Origin of the sequence: Gracilimonas tropica DSM 19535, from assembly GCF_000375425.1 — a bacterium.
In the GTDB taxonomy this organism is placed as follows: domain Bacteria; phylum Bacteroidota; class Rhodothermia; order Balneolales; family Balneolaceae; genus Gracilimonas; species Gracilimonas tropica.
In genome coordinates this window covers 413,866-430,981 of sequence record NZ_AQXG01000001.1, presented here as the reverse complement: position 1 = coordinate 430,981, position 17,116 = coordinate 413,866, and the positions used below count along the sequence as shown (strand labels likewise).

19 protein-coding genes are annotated in these 17,116 nt (G+C 42.4%); 14 read left to right on the top strand and 5 right to left on the bottom strand.

Translation table 11 applies throughout. The features are described from left to right. Positions 1–98 precede the first annotated feature (98 nt). The 5 genes from B151_RS0101965 (at position 99) to B151_RS0101945 (ending at position 6,474) form a co-directional block, all read left to right on the top strand. The gene (locus tag B151_RS0101965) at positions 99–542 is read left to right on the top strand and encodes a methylglyoxal synthase (protein ID WP_026166420.1); all 444 of its coding nucleotides are present in this window, start codon (positions 99–101) and stop codon (positions 540–542) included. Next, entirely contained in the window at positions 532–2,562 is a 2,031-nt protein-coding gene (locus B151_RS0101960; RefSeq protein WP_020401910.1) for a thioredoxin domain-containing protein, read from the top strand. Before B151_RS0101965 ends, B151_RS0101960 begins: the two co-directional genes overlap by 11 nt. A gap of 156 nt (positions 2,563–2,718) precedes the next feature. Then, positions 2,719–3,267: a sigma-70 family RNA polymerase sigma factor gene (locus B151_RS0101955; RefSeq protein WP_245550335.1), complete on the top strand. Its 549-nt coding sequence runs from the start codon at positions 2,719–2,721 to the stop codon at positions 3,265–3,267. Continuing rightward, a complete protein-coding gene (locus B151_RS0101950; protein WP_020401908.1) occupies positions 3,264–4,049 on the top strand; it encodes an anti-sigma factor in 786 nt (261 codons plus the stop codon). Before B151_RS0101955 ends, B151_RS0101950 begins: the two co-directional genes overlap by 4 nt. 145 nt (positions 4,050–4,194) lie before the next feature. Beyond that, positions 4,195–6,474, top strand: coding sequence for a CHRD domain-containing protein (locus B151_RS0101945; protein WP_157470640.1), 2,280 nt, complete (start codon positions 4,195–4,197; stop codon positions 6,472–6,474). An 80-nt stretch (positions 6,475–6,554) separates the two neighbouring features. On the opposite strand, the gene B151_RS0101940 is transcribed toward B151_RS0101945, so the two are convergent. The 5 genes from B151_RS0101940 to B151_RS0101915 all read right to left on the bottom strand — a co-directional run bounded on the left by B151_RS0101940 (position 6,555) and on the right by B151_RS0101915 (position 10,483). Beyond that, on the bottom strand, positions 6,555–7,310 hold the full coding sequence (locus tag B151_RS0101940; RefSeq protein ID WP_020401906.1) for a hypothetical protein: 756 nt from the start codon (positions 7,308–7,310) through the stop codon (positions 6,555–6,557). A 208-nt stretch (positions 7,311–7,518) separates the two neighbouring features. Beyond that, a complete protein-coding gene (locus tag B151_RS0101930; RefSeq protein ID WP_020401904.1) occupies positions 7,519–8,784 on the bottom strand; it encodes an MFS transporter in 1,266 nt (421 codons plus the stop codon). A gap of 79 nt (positions 8,785–8,863) precedes the next feature. Next, entirely contained in the window at positions 8,864–9,310 is a 447-nt protein-coding gene (dut, locus tag B151_RS0101925) for a dUTP diphosphatase (RefSeq protein ID WP_020401903.1), read from the bottom strand. Next, a complete protein-coding gene (locus B151_RS0101920) occupies positions 9,307–10,101 on the bottom strand; it encodes a DUF3108 domain-containing protein (RefSeq protein ID WP_020401902.1) in 795 nt (264 codons plus the stop codon). Before B151_RS0101920 ends, dut begins: the two co-directional genes overlap by 4 nt. Positions 10,102–10,123: 22 nt before the next feature. Beyond that, positions 10,124–10,483: an arsenate reductase family protein gene (locus B151_RS0101915; RefSeq protein WP_020401901.1), complete on the bottom strand. Its 360-nt coding sequence runs from the start codon at positions 10,481–10,483 to the stop codon at positions 10,124–10,126. Between the two features lie 95 nt (positions 10,484–10,578). Between B151_RS0101915 and B151_RS0101910 the strand changes: the two genes are divergently transcribed. The 9 genes from B151_RS0101910 (at position 10,579) to B151_RS0101870 (ending at position 17,004) form a co-directional block, all read left to right on the top strand. Further along, on the top strand, positions 10,579–11,079 hold the full coding sequence (locus B151_RS0101910) for a hypothetical protein (RefSeq protein ID WP_020401900.1): 501 nt from the start codon (positions 10,579–10,581) through the stop codon (positions 11,077–11,079). Positions 11,080–11,343: 264 nt separating this feature from the next. Continuing rightward, positions 11,344–11,997, top strand: coding sequence for a competence protein CoiA (locus B151_RS0101905; protein WP_020401899.1), 654 nt, complete (start codon positions 11,344–11,346; stop codon positions 11,995–11,997). 111 nt (positions 11,998–12,108) lie between these two features. Further along, on the top strand, positions 12,109–13,317 hold the full coding sequence (locus tag B151_RS0101900) for an HNH endonuclease (protein WP_020401898.1): 1,209 nt from the start codon (positions 12,109–12,111) through the stop codon (positions 13,315–13,317). 30 nt (positions 13,318–13,347) lie between these two features. Then, positions 13,348–14,007 carry a hypothetical protein gene (locus tag B151_RS0101895; protein WP_040516384.1) on the top strand — a complete coding sequence of 220 codons (660 nt, stop codon included), beginning with the start codon at positions 13,348–13,350 and terminating at the stop codon, positions 14,005–14,007. A 147-nt stretch (positions 14,008–14,154) separates the two neighbouring features. Beyond that, positions 14,155–14,361 (top strand): hypothetical protein, encoded by a 207-nt coding sequence (locus B151_RS0101890; protein WP_020401896.1) that lies wholly within the window; start codon positions 14,155–14,157, stop codon positions 14,359–14,361. 87 nt (positions 14,362–14,448) lie between these two features. Then, positions 14,449–14,793, top strand: coding sequence for a DUF6122 family protein (locus B151_RS0101885; protein WP_026166419.1), 345 nt, complete (start codon positions 14,449–14,451; stop codon positions 14,791–14,793). 292 nt (positions 14,794–15,085) lie between these two features. After that, positions 15,086–15,478: a nuclear transport factor 2 family protein gene (locus tag B151_RS0101880; RefSeq protein WP_169332173.1), complete on the top strand. Its 393-nt coding sequence runs from the start codon at positions 15,086–15,088 to the stop codon at positions 15,476–15,478. A 99-nt stretch (positions 15,479–15,577) separates the two neighbouring features. After that, positions 15,578–16,339 carry a metallophosphoesterase family protein gene (locus B151_RS0101875; RefSeq protein ID WP_020401893.1) on the top strand — a complete coding sequence of 254 codons (762 nt, stop codon included), beginning with the start codon at positions 15,578–15,580 and terminating at the stop codon, positions 16,337–16,339. Positions 16,340–16,482: 143 nt separating this feature from the next. Next, positions 16,483–17,004, top strand: a complete 522-nt coding sequence (locus tag B151_RS0101870; protein ID WP_020401892.1) for a DUF2569 domain-containing protein — start codon at positions 16,483–16,485, stop codon at positions 17,002–17,004. Positions 17,005–17,116: the final 112 nt, after the last annotated feature.

Sequence of the window (17,116 nt, the reverse complement as noted above, 5' to 3'; positions counted from 1 at the left end):
TGCGATGTGCTTCGCATCTTCCTGCAAATCTTACTCACACTTATTTTTTTATGACTGCAAAAAACATGCACCCTTCCATCGCGGATTCGGTTCAACCCATGAAACCGAAAAAGAATATCGCGCTCATTGCTCACGATCACCGCAAAGCCGATCTTTTGGATTGGGCCGAATACAACCGGGAACACCTCTCGGAGCATAATTTATTTGGAACCGGAACCACCGGCTCTTTGGTCGCTAAAAAATTGGATCTTCCCGTTTACACGTTTAAAAGCGGCCCTCTTGGTGGAGATCTTCAGATTGGAACCGCGATCGTTCAAAATGAAATTGATATTATGATCTTTTTTTGGGATCCGCTTCAGGCCCAACCCCACGATGTTGATGTAAAAGCGCTGCAGCGAATTAGTATTGTGTACAATATCCCGATGGCCTGCAACCGTTCTTCCGCCGATTTCCTGATCACTTCTCCGCTTATGAAAACCAAATACGACCGCTTTATTGTGGATTATAGTCAGCGGTTCAAAAAAGATTTCGATGCCGAATAAACTCACCAAAGAACACAGTCCCTATTTACAACAGCATGCCGATAATCCCGTGGATTGGTATCCCTGGGGTGATGAAGCCTTCAAAAAAGCTAAAGAGGAAAATAAGCCGGTGTTCTTGTCTGTAGGTTATGCCACCTGCCATTGGTGTCATGTGATGGCTCACGAAAGTTTTGAAGATCCGGAAATAGCTGCCTTAATGAACGAGGCTTTTATCAACATAAAAGTTGACCGCGAGGAACGACCGGACATTGACAATACCTACATGACGGTTTGCCAAATGCTGACTGGACAAGGCGGCTGGCCGCTAACGATCATAATGACCCCCGATAAAGAGCCGTTCTTTGCCGGCACCTATATCCCAAAAGAAGCTCGCTTCAATCGAATAGGATTGCGACAGTTGATCCCCGGCGTTAAGGGTATGTGGGAGAATGAACCTGAACGGGTGAAGAAGGCAACCGATAAGATCAAGAAAGGTTTTGCGAAGTCGCAGGAATTTGAGGGTGGCCGGTTTCCCGGATCTGAAGCCTACGATTATGCAGCCGAGCAGTTATTACATCGCTTTGATAACGAACACGGAGGTTTTGGAGAGGCACCAAAGTTTCCGAGTCCGCATAACCTGATGTTCCTTCTCCGGCAGTGGAAGCTCAAAGGAGAAGACCGTTTTTTGGAAGCTGTTTCCACTACGCTCAAAAAAATGCGGTTGGGTGGAATCTGGGATCATATTGGATTTGGTTTTCACCGGTACTCTACAGACCGGGAGTGGCTCCTCCCCCATTTTGAGAAAATGCTTTATGACCAAGCCTTACTTATGATGGCCTACACGGAAGGATGGCAAGCGACAAAAAATCCTCTATTTAAGCAGACTGTTTTTGAGATCGCCGAATATGTTGAGCGAAACCTGACAGATCCCCACGGAGGTTTTTATTCTGCTGAAGATGCCGACAGTGAGGGCGAAGAAGGTAAATTTTATGTATGGGAAAAGTCAGAGATCACAGAGCTTTTAGGGGACCATGCACAAACATTCTGCTCCCTATTCGGGTTCACCGGGGAAGGTAACTTTAAAGAAGAAGCCACAGCAAAGCGCAACGGGAAGAATATCCCCAACTTGAACAAACCCTTGAGTGATGAACAAAAGGAATGGTTTGACTCGATTCGCGAAACACTTTTTAAAGAACGGGAAGAACGTGTTCATCCGCTTCGGGACGAAAAAATACTTACCGACTGGAATGCCCTGATGATCGCTGCACTCGCCAAGGCTGGTTTTGTGTTTGATGATGCCCGACTGATCTCATTGGCAAAAAACGCCTTTTCTTTTCTCGAAGAAAAGCTGATCCTTGAAAAACAGCTGCTGCACCGTTTTAATAATGGTGAAGCTGGAATTAAGGCGATGGCTGACGACTATGCGTTCCTTGTTTGGGCAGGTATTGAACTTTATGAAGCTACCTTTGATGCAGAATATTTGGAAAAAAGCCTCCATCTGAATCAGCAATTCCTGCAGGATTTCTGGGACGATAAAAAAAGCGGATTCTTTTTCAGCATTGCAGATGAGGACCAGGTGTATGGCCGGCAAAAGCAGATCTATGACGGAGCAATTCCATCAGCAAACTCCGTATCGTTGATGAACCTGATCCGTTTAAGCAGACTCACCGGTGAAACTGAGCTCGAATCTTACGCAAACAAAATTGGCGAAGCTTTCTCCGCAGACCTTACCCGGTCGGGAAGCAGCATCACACATGCCATGCAGGCTATCCAATTTCTGAATGCTGATGCGAAGGAAATATCATTCGCTGCCGAACCTGTTGAAGTCAAAGAAATGCTGACCATTTTACGGGATCAATTTCTGCCCTTTCATGTTTTTCATATTATTTCCAAAGAAAATAAGGTGCTCCTAAACACAGTATCGGCTTACACGGCAGCTCAATCCCGAAAAGGAAACAAGCCAACCTTATATGTATGTGAGAACTTTACGTGCGAACATCCCGTTACAGAGCTGGAACAAATGAAGAAATTGTTGGGTTAATCCCATTCATTTTCTTTTCTTTATCATCAATTTACGCGAAGACCAATCCAGTATTAGTTTCGTTGCGTAATTAATCATATCAGATTTATGCTGTTTTTCCTTTTATCAACGATAGGTAAGTTTCTTACAAAGGATGAGAACAGAGATCGTGAGCTTATGCACCGGATCAAAACCCGGGACAAAGAAGCGATCTCAGAGTTATACGATCATTATCATCGTTTACTTTTTGGTTTGATCCTGTCCATCCTTAAGAAAAGAGAGGAGGCTGAAGATATTCTGCAAGAAGTTTTTACCAATATCTGGGAAAAGGCAGAGCAGTTTGACACAGAACGCGGAACCGTTTATACATGGATCGTTTCAATGGCACGAAATAAATCTATAGACCGGCTGCGTTCCAAAGTCTACAAAGAACAGAAAAAGCAAGCGGTCAGTCTGAATGATGAAGACGTACATCACCCATTGTATTCCGAGGAAACCGATCCACTGGAAAATACGATCTTGAAGGACCGGGCAAAAAAAGTACATGCAGCGTTGGCTCAGATATCTGAAAAACAACGGAAGGTGTTGCAAGTTGCTTATTTTAATGGAATGTCACAGAGTGAAATATCCGAAGAATTTGATATTCCTCTTGGCACGGTTAAAACAAGAATGCGTGATGGCATGATGAAACTAAGAGAGATTTTAGGTAAAGAAATAGAAAAATGAATAAGGACAATAAAAAATTTGAAGAGCTTTGTGCGGGACATGTTCTCAATGCTTTGAGTGCGGAGGAAGAACGTGAATTTCAGCAAATGTTGGCAAACGCAACTGAGCAGCAGCTGGAGTTGCTGGATGACTTTAAAGCATCTGCAGCGGAAATGGCTACTTTATCAAAAGGCGATTCCCCTTCTCCTTCTTTCAAGGAGAATTTGTTAAACTCTCTTTCTGAGGAACAACCACCTGCCAAGGTTTATCAAATGACATGGTATCGATTTGCTGCTGCAGCTTCAGTGATATTTATACTGATCTCTGCCGGCCTGTTCTTCTATTCACAAAACCTTTCTCAAGAGGTTCAAAATAAAACAGAGACCATAGCTCAGCAGCAAGCTACTATAGAGCGATTAGAGAGTGAAGTAGAGCGAAAAGAAGAGCTGCTCACCATTCTGGAAGCACGCGAAGTGGACCTCGTGATGATGGCCGGAACGGAAGACATGAGTCCCAATGGTTACGGTAAGGTGGTATGGGACAAAGAAGGCGGACGGGCTTTACTTCAGGTGGCTAATATCCCATCCGTGCCTACCGATAAAGACTATCAGCTTTGGTTTATCGTGAACGGTCAGCCAATAAGTGCCGGTGTTTTCTCGGTAGATGACCCTCAGCGAGATAATTTCTTTAAGATCGACCAACTCAGGTCGGGTGCTACCGATGGTGCTTTTGCTATCACCATGGAGCCTAAAGGTGGAATGCCCCAGCCAACCGGTGATATGTATCTGTTGGGTAATATGTGATCCGATTTTCAGTAATTATAATTACTTAAAAGCCTCCTAAACGGAGGCTTTTTTTGTTAAACCAATCTGCCCGGCTTTTTTCTTCGTAGTGTTAATAAAATAGTCCCAAATGGGATCGAATAAATATTAACACAAACGAATAATTATGAAGTCTTTAAATAAGTTACCATATATCGTACTTATGTTTGGCCTGTTCATATTGGGTCTCAATTCCCAGTTGCATGCTCAAACTGTTTTTGAAGCACAACTAAGCGGGAGCAATGAAGTCCCCGCTATTACTTCTATGGCCAACGGCTCGGTCATGGCTACTCTTGATGGAAATGAACTGACCGTTGAGGGATCTTTTGAAAGTTTAAGCAGCCCTTTGGCTACTGACATTGCCGGTGGAGCGCATTTACATACCGGAATGGCCGGTGAAAACGGAGCTGTCATATTTCCCCTTACGGTAACCGCAAATGGAAGTACTGCCGGTACTTTTGAAGCGGCCAATAATACCTTTACCCTGTCATCAGGACAAGTTGATACTTTGATGATGAGAGGGGTTTACATAAACATTCATTCCGAAAATTATGCCGGAGGAGAATTAAGAGGACAGCTGCTCCCCGAATCCGACACTTATATGAGATCCAATTTGTCGGGAGCATTTGAAGTTCCTTCTGCTAAAACCATGGCCAATGGCTCATTGGTGTATGAACTTCGTGGCGACTCCTTATTTGTATCGGGTAGCTTTACACAGCTCACCGATGAATTTGATGCCGCCATAGCCGGTGGTTCACACTTACACATTGGTTCTGCGGGATCTAACGGTGCTGTAGCCATTTCATTGAATGCAACTCTATCAGAAGATCTTTTATCCGGTGTCTATTATGCCTCCGATAATGCTTTCGAACTGACTGCAGAACAAAAAACGGCATTGATGAATCGCATGGTATATGCCAATATCCATACCAAGGCTTACGCAGGAGGAGAACTTCGCGGACAAGTGGTACCTGCTAATTCCACTACCTTCTTCGCTCAACTTTCCGGAAGTGCGGAGCAGCCCAGCGTTGCTACCGCTGCAAGTGGCGGAGTAGTACTTGAAGTACAGGAAGATACTCTAACTGTTTCAGGGTCTTTTTCAGGTCTGGAATCAGCTTTCAATACAGAAGTCGGTTCCCATCTTCATATGGCCAATGCCGGACAAAATGGAGGTGTGGAAGTCGTGCTCAACGCAGATCTCGAAACAAACATGATGGCAGGTACATATTCATCAGAGAATAATATGTATACCCTTTCAGCGGAACAGAAAACGGCACTTTTTGCACGAAATATGTATGTGAATGTACACAGCGTTGACATTGGAAGCGGAGAAATCCGGGGACAAGTATTAGGTGATGCAACCGCATATTTCCATACCAATCTTTCCGGATGGCATGAAATTCAACCGATCATGAGTTCTGCATTTGGTGCGGCTTCTATAGAATACAAGAGCAATGGTAATATTATCCTTAGCGGTGGTTTCGAAGGACTGAGCTCGGCATTAGCTACTGATATTGCCGGTGGTGGTCACCTACATATTGGCGGAGTCAGTACAAATGGTGATGTAGCCATCCCAATTAATATAAGTGTTGGTGAAAATGATACGACCGGTGCTTTTGCAAGCTCTGAGAATATGTTCGCACTTACCACTGAGCAGGCAACTGCTTTGTTTGATGAGCAAATGTATGTGAACATTCACAGCGCTGATTTCCAAAGCGGTGAATTGAGAGGACAAGTTCTCTTTGCATCCAACTTTGCTCCCTCAGCTCCTGTGCTAACTTCTCCCGCTGACGATGCCACACTTTCATTAGAAGGAGCTGCCACTACCACTTTTGAAGCAACCTGGGAGGCCGCAACCGATACCAATTCCAATGAAATTAGCTACATTTGGCAATTATCCACCGATGCTGAATTTGAGAATGTGGTTGTAAATGCAAATGTTGGTGCGGAAACTTCATTTCAAACCGACTTTGCTACTCTTGATGGATTACTGAATGAACTCGGCGTTGAAGTAGGTTCAACCGCAACCGTTTATCATCGTGTTATTGCATCTGACGGCAGCGATGAAGCGATCAGTGAAACCAACGTCGCTAACCTGGAAAGGGGAATGCTGACTTCAAATGAAGAGCGTTTAAACAATCCGACAAAATTTGGATTGGAGCAAAACTATCCGAACCCTTTCAACCCAACGACAAATATCAGCTTTAGTTTATCTGAGGGAGGTGAAACGACGCTAACGGTGTATAACCTATTGGGACAACAAGTTGCTACCGTTGTGAATAGCCGCTTCAGCGCCGGAAATCATACGGTCAGTTTTGATGCAAGTGCTCTTTCATCCGGTATTTACATTTATCGACTGAAAGCTCAAAATCAAACGATGACGAAGAGAATGACACTCATCAAGTAAAGAAGAATCATATATCTCTAATAAAAAAAGCCGTTTCCTTGAATGGAAGCGGCTTTTCTATTTACGGAGACAACTAAAACCTACTGTTGCATCATCATATTAAACATGAAGTCTTTGAAGCTCATCAATGTGGTGCCTGAAGGAACTTCAACCATCGCTTTGGCAATACTGGAGCGATTTACATCGGTTACTTCCATCAGTACCGTTCGCTCTCCTTCTTCAACGGCTTCGATCATCAACGGAAAATTCTTTCCCTTAAATATGATGTCCTGAACTACGCCATTGAGTTCACGGTCAATATCTTCCGGCATATTATTCCAGCGTTCTCCCAGCATACCCCAATTAATATCCACATCCGGAGTAAGCCAGATGGATAAATGCTTGTTTGGGTTTTCACCATCCTTAACAATAAGCTCGGCTGTTTCAAGTCCCAGAAGTTTTTGGGTTCGGTCTGAAAATTCATAATCTACTTCAGGAGTTGATGGAGTATCTGATTCTTCCTCTCCACTCCAGCTTGACAGCATATCCACTAAGCCTTCAATTTCAGTTTTGGTCACTTGAAGAGCCTGTTTTTCGCCGGTCAGGATCACAAAATCTTTCATATCGTTGCGGATCAGGAACCCGTCAGAGCTCATGCCTTCCATGAAGCTGACATCCTCATCACCCTGAATCATAATACGGGTTGAAGTAGCATAGAGGTTTAGCTTATTAACTTCCGTATTGCCATTCTCTTCACTATATAAATTCATAGAGATCTGGCCTTCAAATTGTGCATAAGCAACAGAGCCCCAAAAAGATGCTATTAAAAGAAATGCTGTACCAAGTAGACGTTTCATATGCGTAGTTTTGTAAAGTTTGAATTTGATGACACCGTATTTAACGACAAAAAGTACGAGTTGTTTCTCGAAAATGATACCGGACAGGAATTAGATGTTTCATTCTGTTTTTGGGGATCTTGTCTTGTTTGATGAGGCTACGTTCTTTCAAAGTCGAAGTAAAAATACGAGACGAAACCTGACAGGTCTGCCAGCACAATCGCATTCACTAAGCATCTGAGCCATGCAGTGTCATCTGATATTCCTTTTCATTCTGAGTAATGGTGAAACTCCAGATGATACCGGCCAGGGCCATTAAGCCTCCATAAACCAGAATAAGTGACTTTACGTCCATGATCTTTGCTTCCAGTACCAGCGAAGCAATGATGGTTGAAATAGAATTTCCGATGGTGAACAGCAACCATTCGGTACTAAAGATCCGTCCACGGAAGGTATCTCGTGTCCGTTTTTGCAGTAACACTGTACTGCTGACCCAGTTAGCACCGGAAGCTGCATGAGCCAGCAACACGAAGATCAACATCAGGGAAAGGCTGTTTACCAATCCCACGATCATGTACATCGATCCGCAAAAAGTGATGGCCAACCCCATGAGCAAGACCCAATCTTTTTCATCCTGAAATATCCGGCGGCCGATCACCGGCCCGATTCCCGTTCCAAAACCGCGGGCGGCATAAAGCAGTCCCAACCCGATGCTTCCCATCATCAAAACTTCCTCACTGACGATGATCAATAAATATACAAGTCCGCCCAGGAAAGCCGTGGAAACCCCTTTTGCCAGTGAAGGTCGTAGAATATGACGGTTCCTGAACAAATAACTCAACCCTTCTTTAATCCCTTTGAACGGGTTTCGGGTACGGTATAATTCTTCTTCAGAAAGGCGTTTTTGAGGGATCACTGCACGGAATACAAACCATGCCGAGATCACATACGTCAGTGCATCCAAAGCTAATACCATATCGGTTCCCAGCCACTCGGTAGCAAACCCTCCGATCGCCATGCCCGTGGTAAAGATGATACTCCACGTAGCCGTTGAGATGATATTGGCATTCGTGAGGTTTTCTTCGGACGTCACATTGGGGATAGACGAAGTCTTGGCCGGCTCAAACACGGCAGAAAGCATCATTTGCACGGCCGTAAGCACATAAGCCAGCCACAGCATAGTTTCGGATTGCACCAGGATGATCCCCAACACAGCAACGGCACGTAACAGATCGCACAAGATCATCAACCGGCGACGATTAAAACGATCTGCAAAATATCCTGCGATGGGTGAAAAGAATGCCAGGCTCAGCATCTTGACCACGATGATCAACCCCAGCAAAAATTCGGAGTCCGAATACCTTCCAATGATCGCATAGAGCGCTAACAGGCCGAACCAATCCCCAAAATTCGAAATGGACTGAGCAATCCAAAGCCGCCGAAAATCGTGGTTTTCTCTGATGAGTTTAAAGTACGGACGAAGATTGTCAGACATAGCTTTCAGCCGTCAGCGCTCAGCCTTCAGCTTCGTAAAAAAGTTCAAAGTTGGTTATTCCTTGTACGGTGTTGGATGTTCACTTCACTCCGGTGCTGCCAAAGCCGCCATCGCTGCGCTCCGTTTCATCGAGTTCATCCACTTCCACCACGGGAAACTGAACGACAGGTGCGATCACCATTTGAGCAATTCGGTCGCCATGATGAACGGTAAACGATTCTTTGGAGTGATTGATCGCGATCACTTTCACCTCTCCGCGATAGTCGGCATCAATGGTTCCGGGCGTATTCAGCATCGTGATCCCATTCTTGATCGCCAGCCCGCTTCGGGGGCGAATTTGAGCCTCATACCCTTCCGGCAGCGACATCTGCAACCCGGTTGGGATCATTGTACGTTCGCCCGGTTTTATGACCACCGGCTCCACATTGGCAGCCCGCAGGTCCATTCCTGCCGCAGCAACCGACTCATAATTAGGCAGCGGAAGATCTTTGGCATGTTCCAGTTTTTTGATCAGGATCTTCTTCATAGTTCTTCTCGTGTGTATTCTATCATTCGTACGATTACATTACCCCATAATACTTTCACCCGGGCTTCCAGGGGAACCCGCAGGTCATCATCCAGGAACCAGGCCCGAAAGTTTCCGGAAAAGCCAAACGGCCCTTCAATGTTCTCGGTACTTCCTTTCATCTTGTATGCCATCACCGGGCCATCGAATGGAGCGTAATTTCTTTCTTCTTTCTTCAGAGAATTCTTTCCGTAGATGTAGCCCTTTTTCTTGGTAACATACACCGGCAACTTGAAATCCTCCTCACTTCCCGCAAATAGCCGCGAAAAATAAAAGATCAGGTGGCCCGAGGTGGCCGGATCTTCCAGGGCCAGGGTATCGCGGGTATCGTCTTCCTCCTTGTAATACACCTGCCCAAGGTCACGATCGAACCAATATTCGATCTCCCGGTATTCATTCTCGTCGATGTTGTCTTTCCAGTATTTCACCTCAACGGGAAGTCCTTCCTCATTCACGTAAAACAAACTGTGGAAACGATCCAGTTCTTTACCCACAAACGGAATGGAAGAGTTGGCTTCGATCTCGGTAAGAATATGTTTGCGCTCCTGATCCTGATACAGCGAATCGCTCAGCAACCGCACATTCACCCAACCCAGCTTCAGGAACCCATATTTAACTTCATAACGGAAGGTTTCTTTAACGGAAAAGAGTTCTTCCATCGTAGGAGGTTCCGGATCATCGGAAGAAAAAGTATGCTGCCCGGCAGCCAGTACAGGCAACAGAAGCCAGGCGATGAGTGTGATATATTTCATGAAAAAGAGATCATAGAACCGGTTATTCGTCCTCGTCAGGTTCGGCTACAAAGGCTTCAAAAGAATCCTCATCATAGCCCACCAATACTGATTCATCCTTCAGTAACACCGGACGTTTGATCATCACCTGATGCTCCAACAGCTGATCGAACAACTCTTCATCCGAAAGGTCTTTATCGGCCAGGCCGAGATCACGCCATTTTCGTCCGCGTTTGTTCACCAGCACATCCAGTCCTACTTTGAACTCCAGTTCCTTCAGTTCTTCCAGGGTCAGCGGATCTTTCTTTACATCAATGAATTCGTGATCCACGCCGTGTTCCTCCATCCACTTTTTGGTATCCCGGATCTTGTTACAATTTTTAATTCCAACTATGTGAAGCATCGTAATATTCTGATGAATGTTTTGTATTATTCTGATTGAAGATACGGTTTGTTTCCCGAAATTCGAACGATTTGAATACCTGATTCGTGCCTTTTATGTCAAAGTTTTTTACCCCTTTCTCTGTTTTATTGATGTTGTTGCTTTTTGGAAGCTGTACCCGCAACGACGATCAGCGTGAGTTTGAGCAACAAGCCTACGGACTTCCCTCCGGTTTCACCGAAACCACCAATCAGGGACAGGTAGTTGAAGCCGATCCCGATGACTGGCGCACCTCTCCCCTGTTCCAGGGACTCATCGAAATTGTGCCCGTATATCCAAATCCGGCTACCACCAGTCAGGCCGTGCAGTTTGAAGTGGAAGTCACCGGCGTGCAATCGGTAACAGGCCTGGAAGTGATGACCCGCTTTCCCGATAATACCTTTCGCAGTTTGTACCAGGATTTTGGAGCCCTCGATCCCGGGCTGACCACCTTCCAGATCAATCCCCTTGAATTTGCCCAATTTGGCAATCCCGAAGGCGCCCGTGGACTGAACCGCGTATTCGTCTTCGATGCCCGCGGGCAAATGATCTCTTATGGTGACATCATGGTAGAGTGACCGGCTCCCGCTGCACTATCTAATCTGCTCTGCTCTTCGCCCTAAGATCCTGAATTGACTTTGCTTTGGGATATGCTATTTTAGGAGAGATTAATACGGATCTTATCCGGCGACATTATACGTCTAACAAGACGGATAACATCCCAAAATCATCGAATAAATGTATTAAAGAAAAGTTTTCGGATTTTATCCGACGCCTGATAACAATATGCTTGTTCGTATAATATTGTGTTAGGCTTACCTCTAACCATTTATCTTAATTAAATGAGATTTGCTCTAGTTAATGGAGAAAAACGAGAAGCGAAACCAGAATTAAAAGGGATTTGTCCTAATTGTGAATCTGAAATGATCCCAAAGTGCGGCAAAATTAAAATCTGGCATTGGGCACATAAAGGTCAACCACCCTGTGATCCTTGGTGGGAATCTGAGACTGATTGGCATAGAAACTGGAAAAATAATTTCCCAAAAGAATGGCAAGAAGTCACCCACATAGATGAACAAAGTGGCGAGAAACATATTGCGGATGTTAAAAATCCTTTTGGCTTAATTTTAGAATTTCAGCATTCACCTTTAAAATTTGAAGAAAGAATAGCTAGAGAGAAATTTTACGACAATTTAATTTGGATTGTTGATGGAATAGATAATAAACCCTATTTCAATATTAGTATAAGTAGTAAACCAATTCAAGATAAGCCTCTTGTTTATAAAATAAATTGGTATGGACGTAGTAAAATCTTTCATAATTGGATTGATTCCAATGCACGGGTGTATATAGACTTTGGAGAAGATGTTCTATGGAGACTTTTACTTTTTGATAAAAGAAAAAAAGTTGGAGCTCTTGGTCCAATTCATAAATATATGTTTATTGAAGATTGCCTCACAGGAACAGAAATAAGCGCTTTGAGATCTGACAAATAACTATTTATATGTACCAAACAGAGCATTTCACAGCGGATGCAGTTGGGGTGTTTTTCGAATTTGTATCTTTAAATAATATTCCTCTATTTCAATGAAACTTGAAAAAGTAAGATGATTATTACCTGCAACTGTGGTCGAAAATTGAGGATTAAGAACCCACCTCAAAAAAAATTGAAGGTTGTTTGTCCGGAATGTGGATACGAAAACATTGTAATAAATCAAGAAGAGAAAGACCTTTGTTTTATTTGTGGCAAAACTTGTATTGAAAGCAATCTGCTTCAAAATGGGATGAGATATCATCAAGAATGTCTTGATAAACTTGAAAGCAAGAATACTTCTTTCGATGAAAAAATAAAGAATGCTCAAAACGCTTTATCCAGCATAAGTTCAGAAATAAGACAAGCATTTGATCAAAGAAGTTTCTTTCAAAAATTATTTAACGTAGTACCTGATTCAGTCGAAGATTTGGAAGAACGAGCGGAATACTGGACAAAACAAATATCATCATGGAAAGAAGATAAACAACAGATTTTGATAGATCGTCAAAGAGAATTACGAAAAGTTTATGATTATTGGTTAACAAAACCGCCTGATTGGGGTAACAGATCATTTGAATTACGCCAGCATCAAAAAAACTGTATGAACTGTGGCAAATCTGCAACTCAAGGTAATCCCTTACAGGTTCATCATATAATACCAGTATCACATGGTGGTAATCACAAAGCTGAAAACTTAGAAGTCCTCTGTTTAAAATGTCACCAGAAAGAGCATCCCTTCAATATTAGCCAAGATTTTCAAGAAAAATCCTCTCCTTCCAATCAAAGTAATCATTATTCAGCTCTGATCGATAAAATTGAGAAATCTAAAAAAGAGTCTCTTTACATTTCCTTCAAATATCGACGATTCGAAGGGGTTCGGGATAAGCATTTAGTTCAAGCTGAAAAATTAATTTCGAAAGAGGACGGGATGTATTTTGCAGGGTTCTGTTATCTCAGTAATACATCAAGAGACTTTAAACTGAAAAACATGTACAAAATAGAGCTGAAAGAATCTCTTCCGGGCCCTCGCCTTCCCGCAGATTACATAAAAGAAGCGTTAGAAAGAAAGTTGATGATACATTGTCACTACACTAAAAGGACTGGTGGAAAAAGTTTACGAACACTTGAACCAATCGGATATACAACATTTCATGGAGTAAAAGTTTTAGAATGCTATGATTATTTGACTGAAGAAAACAGATGTTTTGCTCCTCACCGAATGGCTAAAATTGAACTAGTTAAAGAACCAAAGGAATCGAAAGTAATTACTGGATTACCGTAGTAGTAACAGGATTAACCGCTGATATATTTAATGAAAAAAATTACTGATGTTACCTTAGTTGTTAGGTATCAATATTTTAAAATTCGATTGATTAATCTAATACGATTAACCGAAATAATAGAAGCACTTATTTTGTCTAAAATGGATAGCCATTGGAATCATCTCTTTGTTCCAAAAATTGAGAATAGTGATAATCCATCAAAAACAGAAGAAGCATTTAATTTATTATTTGACTCTGAAATTGATGACATGAATTTAGTTTTTGAATATACCATTTGGTCATCAATATTCTCGACTGCATACTATTTTTTTGAAAATGAGTTAACAAATACAATAAAAGTACTTGCAAAAGAATATGATAAAGAAGCAGAATTAGAAGCGATGAAGGATTCAGGTATTACTCTATGTCAAGAGTTTATTAAATCTCATTTGGATTTCGAATTTCCAGATCAATCAAAAGAATGGGGAGAAATAAAAAACTACAACAGAATTCGAAATTGTATAGCTCATTCAGGAGGCTATATAAACTCAAAAAAAATTGAGAGATACATAGATAGAAAAAATTCCTTAGAAAGACATGATTCTGGGCAAATCAAGCTTTCAAAGAATTTCATCACTGAGTGTATTGAGATGATAGATAGCTTTTTAACTAAACTGGCTGAAAATTTATCTCTCAGTGAAAGCATATGAAAGTACACCTAACAACCGTATTAACGGCGGACGCAGACGCGGCTTTGGTTAAATTTCTTGCTCCCGAGTACTCGTGTAGCCTTTTAACAAATCATAATCCCTGCGCCGGTTATGTGGTAGGTCGTTAGTACAACTAAACAAATCGATATGCCCAACGGATTTTTAAAGAAGAACATGAAAGAAAAAAATGATGAACAATTACGTCATGTACTTCAAAATCCCAGTCATTACAGCTCTGAAGAAATAGCAACTGCCGAAGAAATTTTAGAAGAACGAACAGGCCATCCTGTTTCTTTAAAACCAGCAGTTGAAGAAAACAAAAAGTCTTTTAAGTCCTATAATGAAATGAAATAGTCACGATGAAATCTGACGGTTTAGTTAGATTAGAGTAAGCAAAAACATAATCCCAAAACCTGCCCACAGTGTCTATTTAATTTCGCTATGCTCCATCTCCTTTTACACTTCGTTATCCCGGTGTTGGTCGCACTCCTGTTTTATCGGAGTCGTTGGCGATATGCCACATTCGTTCTAATCGCAACCATGCTGGTGGACCTGGATCACCTGCTGGCAAACCCGATCTACGATCCGGCCCGCTGTTCGATCGGTTTTCATCCGCTTCATACCCTTCCTGCAATGCTCTTTTATGTTCTTCTTTTTGCCGTGCCTTTGATCAACCGGTGGAGAACCGGTCGCCCCAACCTCTCTCCTGCTTCCCGGATCCTTCACCTGATCGGCTTAGGCCTGCTGATCCATATGGTGTTAGATGGGATCGATTGCATGGTCTAAAGTCTAGTAAATTGAGCCTCTTCTCTTTTTCTACCCCTAAACTTGATAATAATGAGTTTGACTCCTGTCAGCAGTACATGATCCTAGTAGCAGGATCGCAAAAATTCCTGACTAAAACCCCTGATATTCCATTAAATACTCTCCGTGAAACTAATACCCTGCGCCGGCGTAGGTTTGGCCATTCAACATCACCAAACCGAATTCAAACATGCGAGAAATCCTATCTATACTGGCTCTTGTTCTTATTTTTTCTGCTGATTGTTGGGGACAGGAAAGTAATAACCCACCCGATATGAATTTTTTACAAACTGAGATCATGAAAATGGACAGCCTTCTTTTTGACGTTGCCTTCAACACCTGTGACCTGCCGCTGTTCAAACAAATCGTTAGTAAAGATCTTGAGTTTTACGATGACCGGTCAGGGTTGAACACTTCAATTGACAAAGAAATTATGGCCTTTAAAGATCGATGCTCCAAACCCTTTACTGTTACCCGACAGCTCATTTCCTCTGAAGTTCACAAACTGGGTAATTACGGCGCCTTGCAAACCGGTAAGCATGCATTTTATGTGGCTGGAAAAAAAGTGGAAGAGGCGAAATTCTCCACAATTTGGCAAAAGACAGAAAATTCATGGATCATGAAAAGAGCCATAAGTTATGACCATAAAGGCATCACAAATCAATAGTAATATTCTCCTGATCGTAAACTCTGATTCCAAAATTATCTTCAGATCAAAAAATGGCCTGAAAAACTTTAGCTATTTTAGAAGTAAAAAGATCTAAACATGCGCATAGCTGCAATTTATGATATCCACGGAAACCTTCCTGCTCTTGAAGCAGTGCTTGATGAGGTTCAAGCAGAGAAGGTTGATATCATTGTTGTTGGCGGTGATGTGATCGCCGGACCGATGCCATCAGAATCCTTAACTTTATTACAAACTCTGGACCTTCCTGTTCATTTCATCCGGGGCAATTCTGAATCAGAGTTTTTACGTTGCATTAACGGTAAGGCTCCAGGTGGGATTTCGGCTAAAGCTGATGAAGTAACACGATGGACAACAAAAGTTATGAGTAAGAATCAGAAACAGTTCATTGCAGATTGGCCGGCAACCCTGGAGCTGAAATCGGATGTGTTTGACAGTGTTTGCTTTTGTCACGCTACACCGCACAGCGATATCCGGGTTTTCACCCAGCAAACACCATACGAAATTTTGGCAGATATTTTTGAAGGGATCGACACTCCTTTGGTAGTTTGTGGCCATACACACATGCAATTCGACCTGGAAGTCAATGGTATACGAGTGGTAAATGCAGGAAGTGTGGGAATGCCCTTTGGTGGTACCGGAGCTGAATGGCTTATTCTTGGGGATAGGATCGAATTCAAGCATACAAATTATGACCTTTCCAATGCGGCAAATATCTTAAACCGATCAGGATATCCTGAGGTAGACACTTTTATATCAGGCAATTTACTGTCCCCACCTTCCAGACAAAAAGCTCTTGCAATGCTCTCTCAACTGGAAAACATGCAAAAAGATCACAAATAAAAAGACCTGTTATAACCAGATCATCTGTTCGGTGTTTAACAGAGCAGTTTGCATGAATCTTTTCTATTGCTTCTAAAGAATTAATTTCGCTAATTCTATCACTGATCTTATGTATAGATATTCCTGAAATAAACGGGGCTCCCATGAATGAAAATGAAGAATTAAAAGGGCTTAACGGATGGCTTGTCTTGGTGGGTTTAGGAGTACTGATCGCTCCATTTCGGATGCTTATTGAACTTTCACCCGGTTATCTTTCATTATTTAGGGATGGAACCTGGCAAGCTTTAACAAGCGAAAGCTCTGAGTTTTACGCCCCCTATTTCAGTTCCGTTTTGATCCTGGAAATAGTATTTAACGTTGTGTTGCTCTTTGCCTCGGTTTACCTGATCTACCTCTATTTTTCAAAGCATTACTTTTTCCCCAAACTATACATACTGATTCTGCTGGCTTCCTTGGTTTTTATTCCATTCGATGCATGGCTTGTTAGTTTGGTGATTCCCGGTATACAAATATTTGATACCGAAACATCTACAGAAATTTCACAGTCATTTTTTGCCGGAATAATCTGGATACCATATATGCTGGTTTCAAAGAGAGTAAAAGCAACATTTACAAAAAAGGGTTCAACAGATGCAGGAGAAGATCAACAGGATCAGCTACTATAATAACTAAGTTATCCGCTTACAAAACAGTCATCAAAATAGAAAAGCTCTAAGTTTTTGGAATTTCAGGAATGGAAGTCAGCCTAAAAACCATTCTACAAATCTAAAAAGCATT

Coding starts and splice junctions, on each gene's coding strand:
- B151_RS0101965 (WP_026166420.1), top strand. CDS start 99: ATGAAACCGAAAAAGAATATCGCGCTCATTGCTCACGATCACCGCAAA.
- B151_RS0101960 (WP_020401910.1), top strand. CDS start 532: ATGCCGAATAAACTCACCAAAGAACACAGTCCCTATTTACAACAGCAT.
- B151_RS0101955 (WP_245550335.1), top strand. CDS start 2,719: ATGCACCGGATCAAAACCCGGGACAAAGAAGCGATCTCAGAGTTATAC.
- B151_RS0101950 (WP_020401908.1), top strand. CDS start 3,264: ATGAATAAGGACAATAAAAAATTTGAAGAGCTTTGTGCGGGACATGTT.
- B151_RS0101945 (WP_157470640.1), top strand. CDS start 4,195: ATGAAGTCTTTAAATAAGTTACCATATATCGTACTTATGTTTGGCCTG.
- B151_RS0101940 (WP_020401906.1), bottom strand. CDS start 7,310: ATGAAACGTCTACTTGGTACAGCATTTCTTTTAATAGCATCTTTTTGG.
- B151_RS0101930 (WP_020401904.1), bottom strand. CDS start 8,784: ATGTCTGACAATCTTCGTCCGTACTTTAAACTCATCAGAGAAAACCAC.
- dut (WP_020401903.1), bottom strand. CDS start 9,310: ATGAAGAAGATCCTGATCAAAAAACTGGAACATGCCAAAGATCTTCCG.
- B151_RS0101920 (WP_020401902.1), bottom strand. CDS start 10,101: ATGAAATATATCACACTCATCGCCTGGCTTCTGTTGCCTGTACTGGCT.
- B151_RS0101915 (WP_020401901.1), bottom strand. CDS start 10,483: ATGCTTCACATAGTTGGAATTAAAAATTGTAACAAGATCCGGGATACC.
- B151_RS0101910 (WP_020401900.1), top strand. CDS start 10,579: ATGTCAAAGTTTTTTACCCCTTTCTCTGTTTTATTGATGTTGTTGCTT.
- B151_RS0101905 (WP_020401899.1), top strand. CDS start 11,344: ATGAGATTTGCTCTAGTTAATGGAGAAAAACGAGAAGCGAAACCAGAA.
- B151_RS0101900 (WP_020401898.1), top strand. CDS start 12,109: ATGATTATTACCTGCAACTGTGGTCGAAAATTGAGGATTAAGAACCCA.
- B151_RS0101895 (WP_040516384.1), top strand. CDS start 13,348: ATGAAAAAAATTACTGATGTTACCTTAGTTGTTAGGTATCAATATTTT.
- B151_RS0101890 (WP_020401896.1), top strand. CDS start 14,155: ATGCCCAACGGATTTTTAAAGAAGAACATGAAAGAAAAAAATGATGAA.
- B151_RS0101885 (WP_026166419.1), top strand. CDS start 14,449: ATGCTCCATCTCCTTTTACACTTCGTTATCCCGGTGTTGGTCGCACTC.
- B151_RS0101880 (WP_169332173.1), top strand. CDS start 15,086: ATGAATTTTTTACAAACTGAGATCATGAAAATGGACAGCCTTCTTTTT.
- B151_RS0101875 (WP_020401893.1), top strand. CDS start 15,578: ATGCGCATAGCTGCAATTTATGATATCCACGGAAACCTTCCTGCTCTT.
- B151_RS0101870 (WP_020401892.1), top strand. CDS start 16,483: ATGAATGAAAATGAAGAATTAAAAGGGCTTAACGGATGGCTTGTCTTG.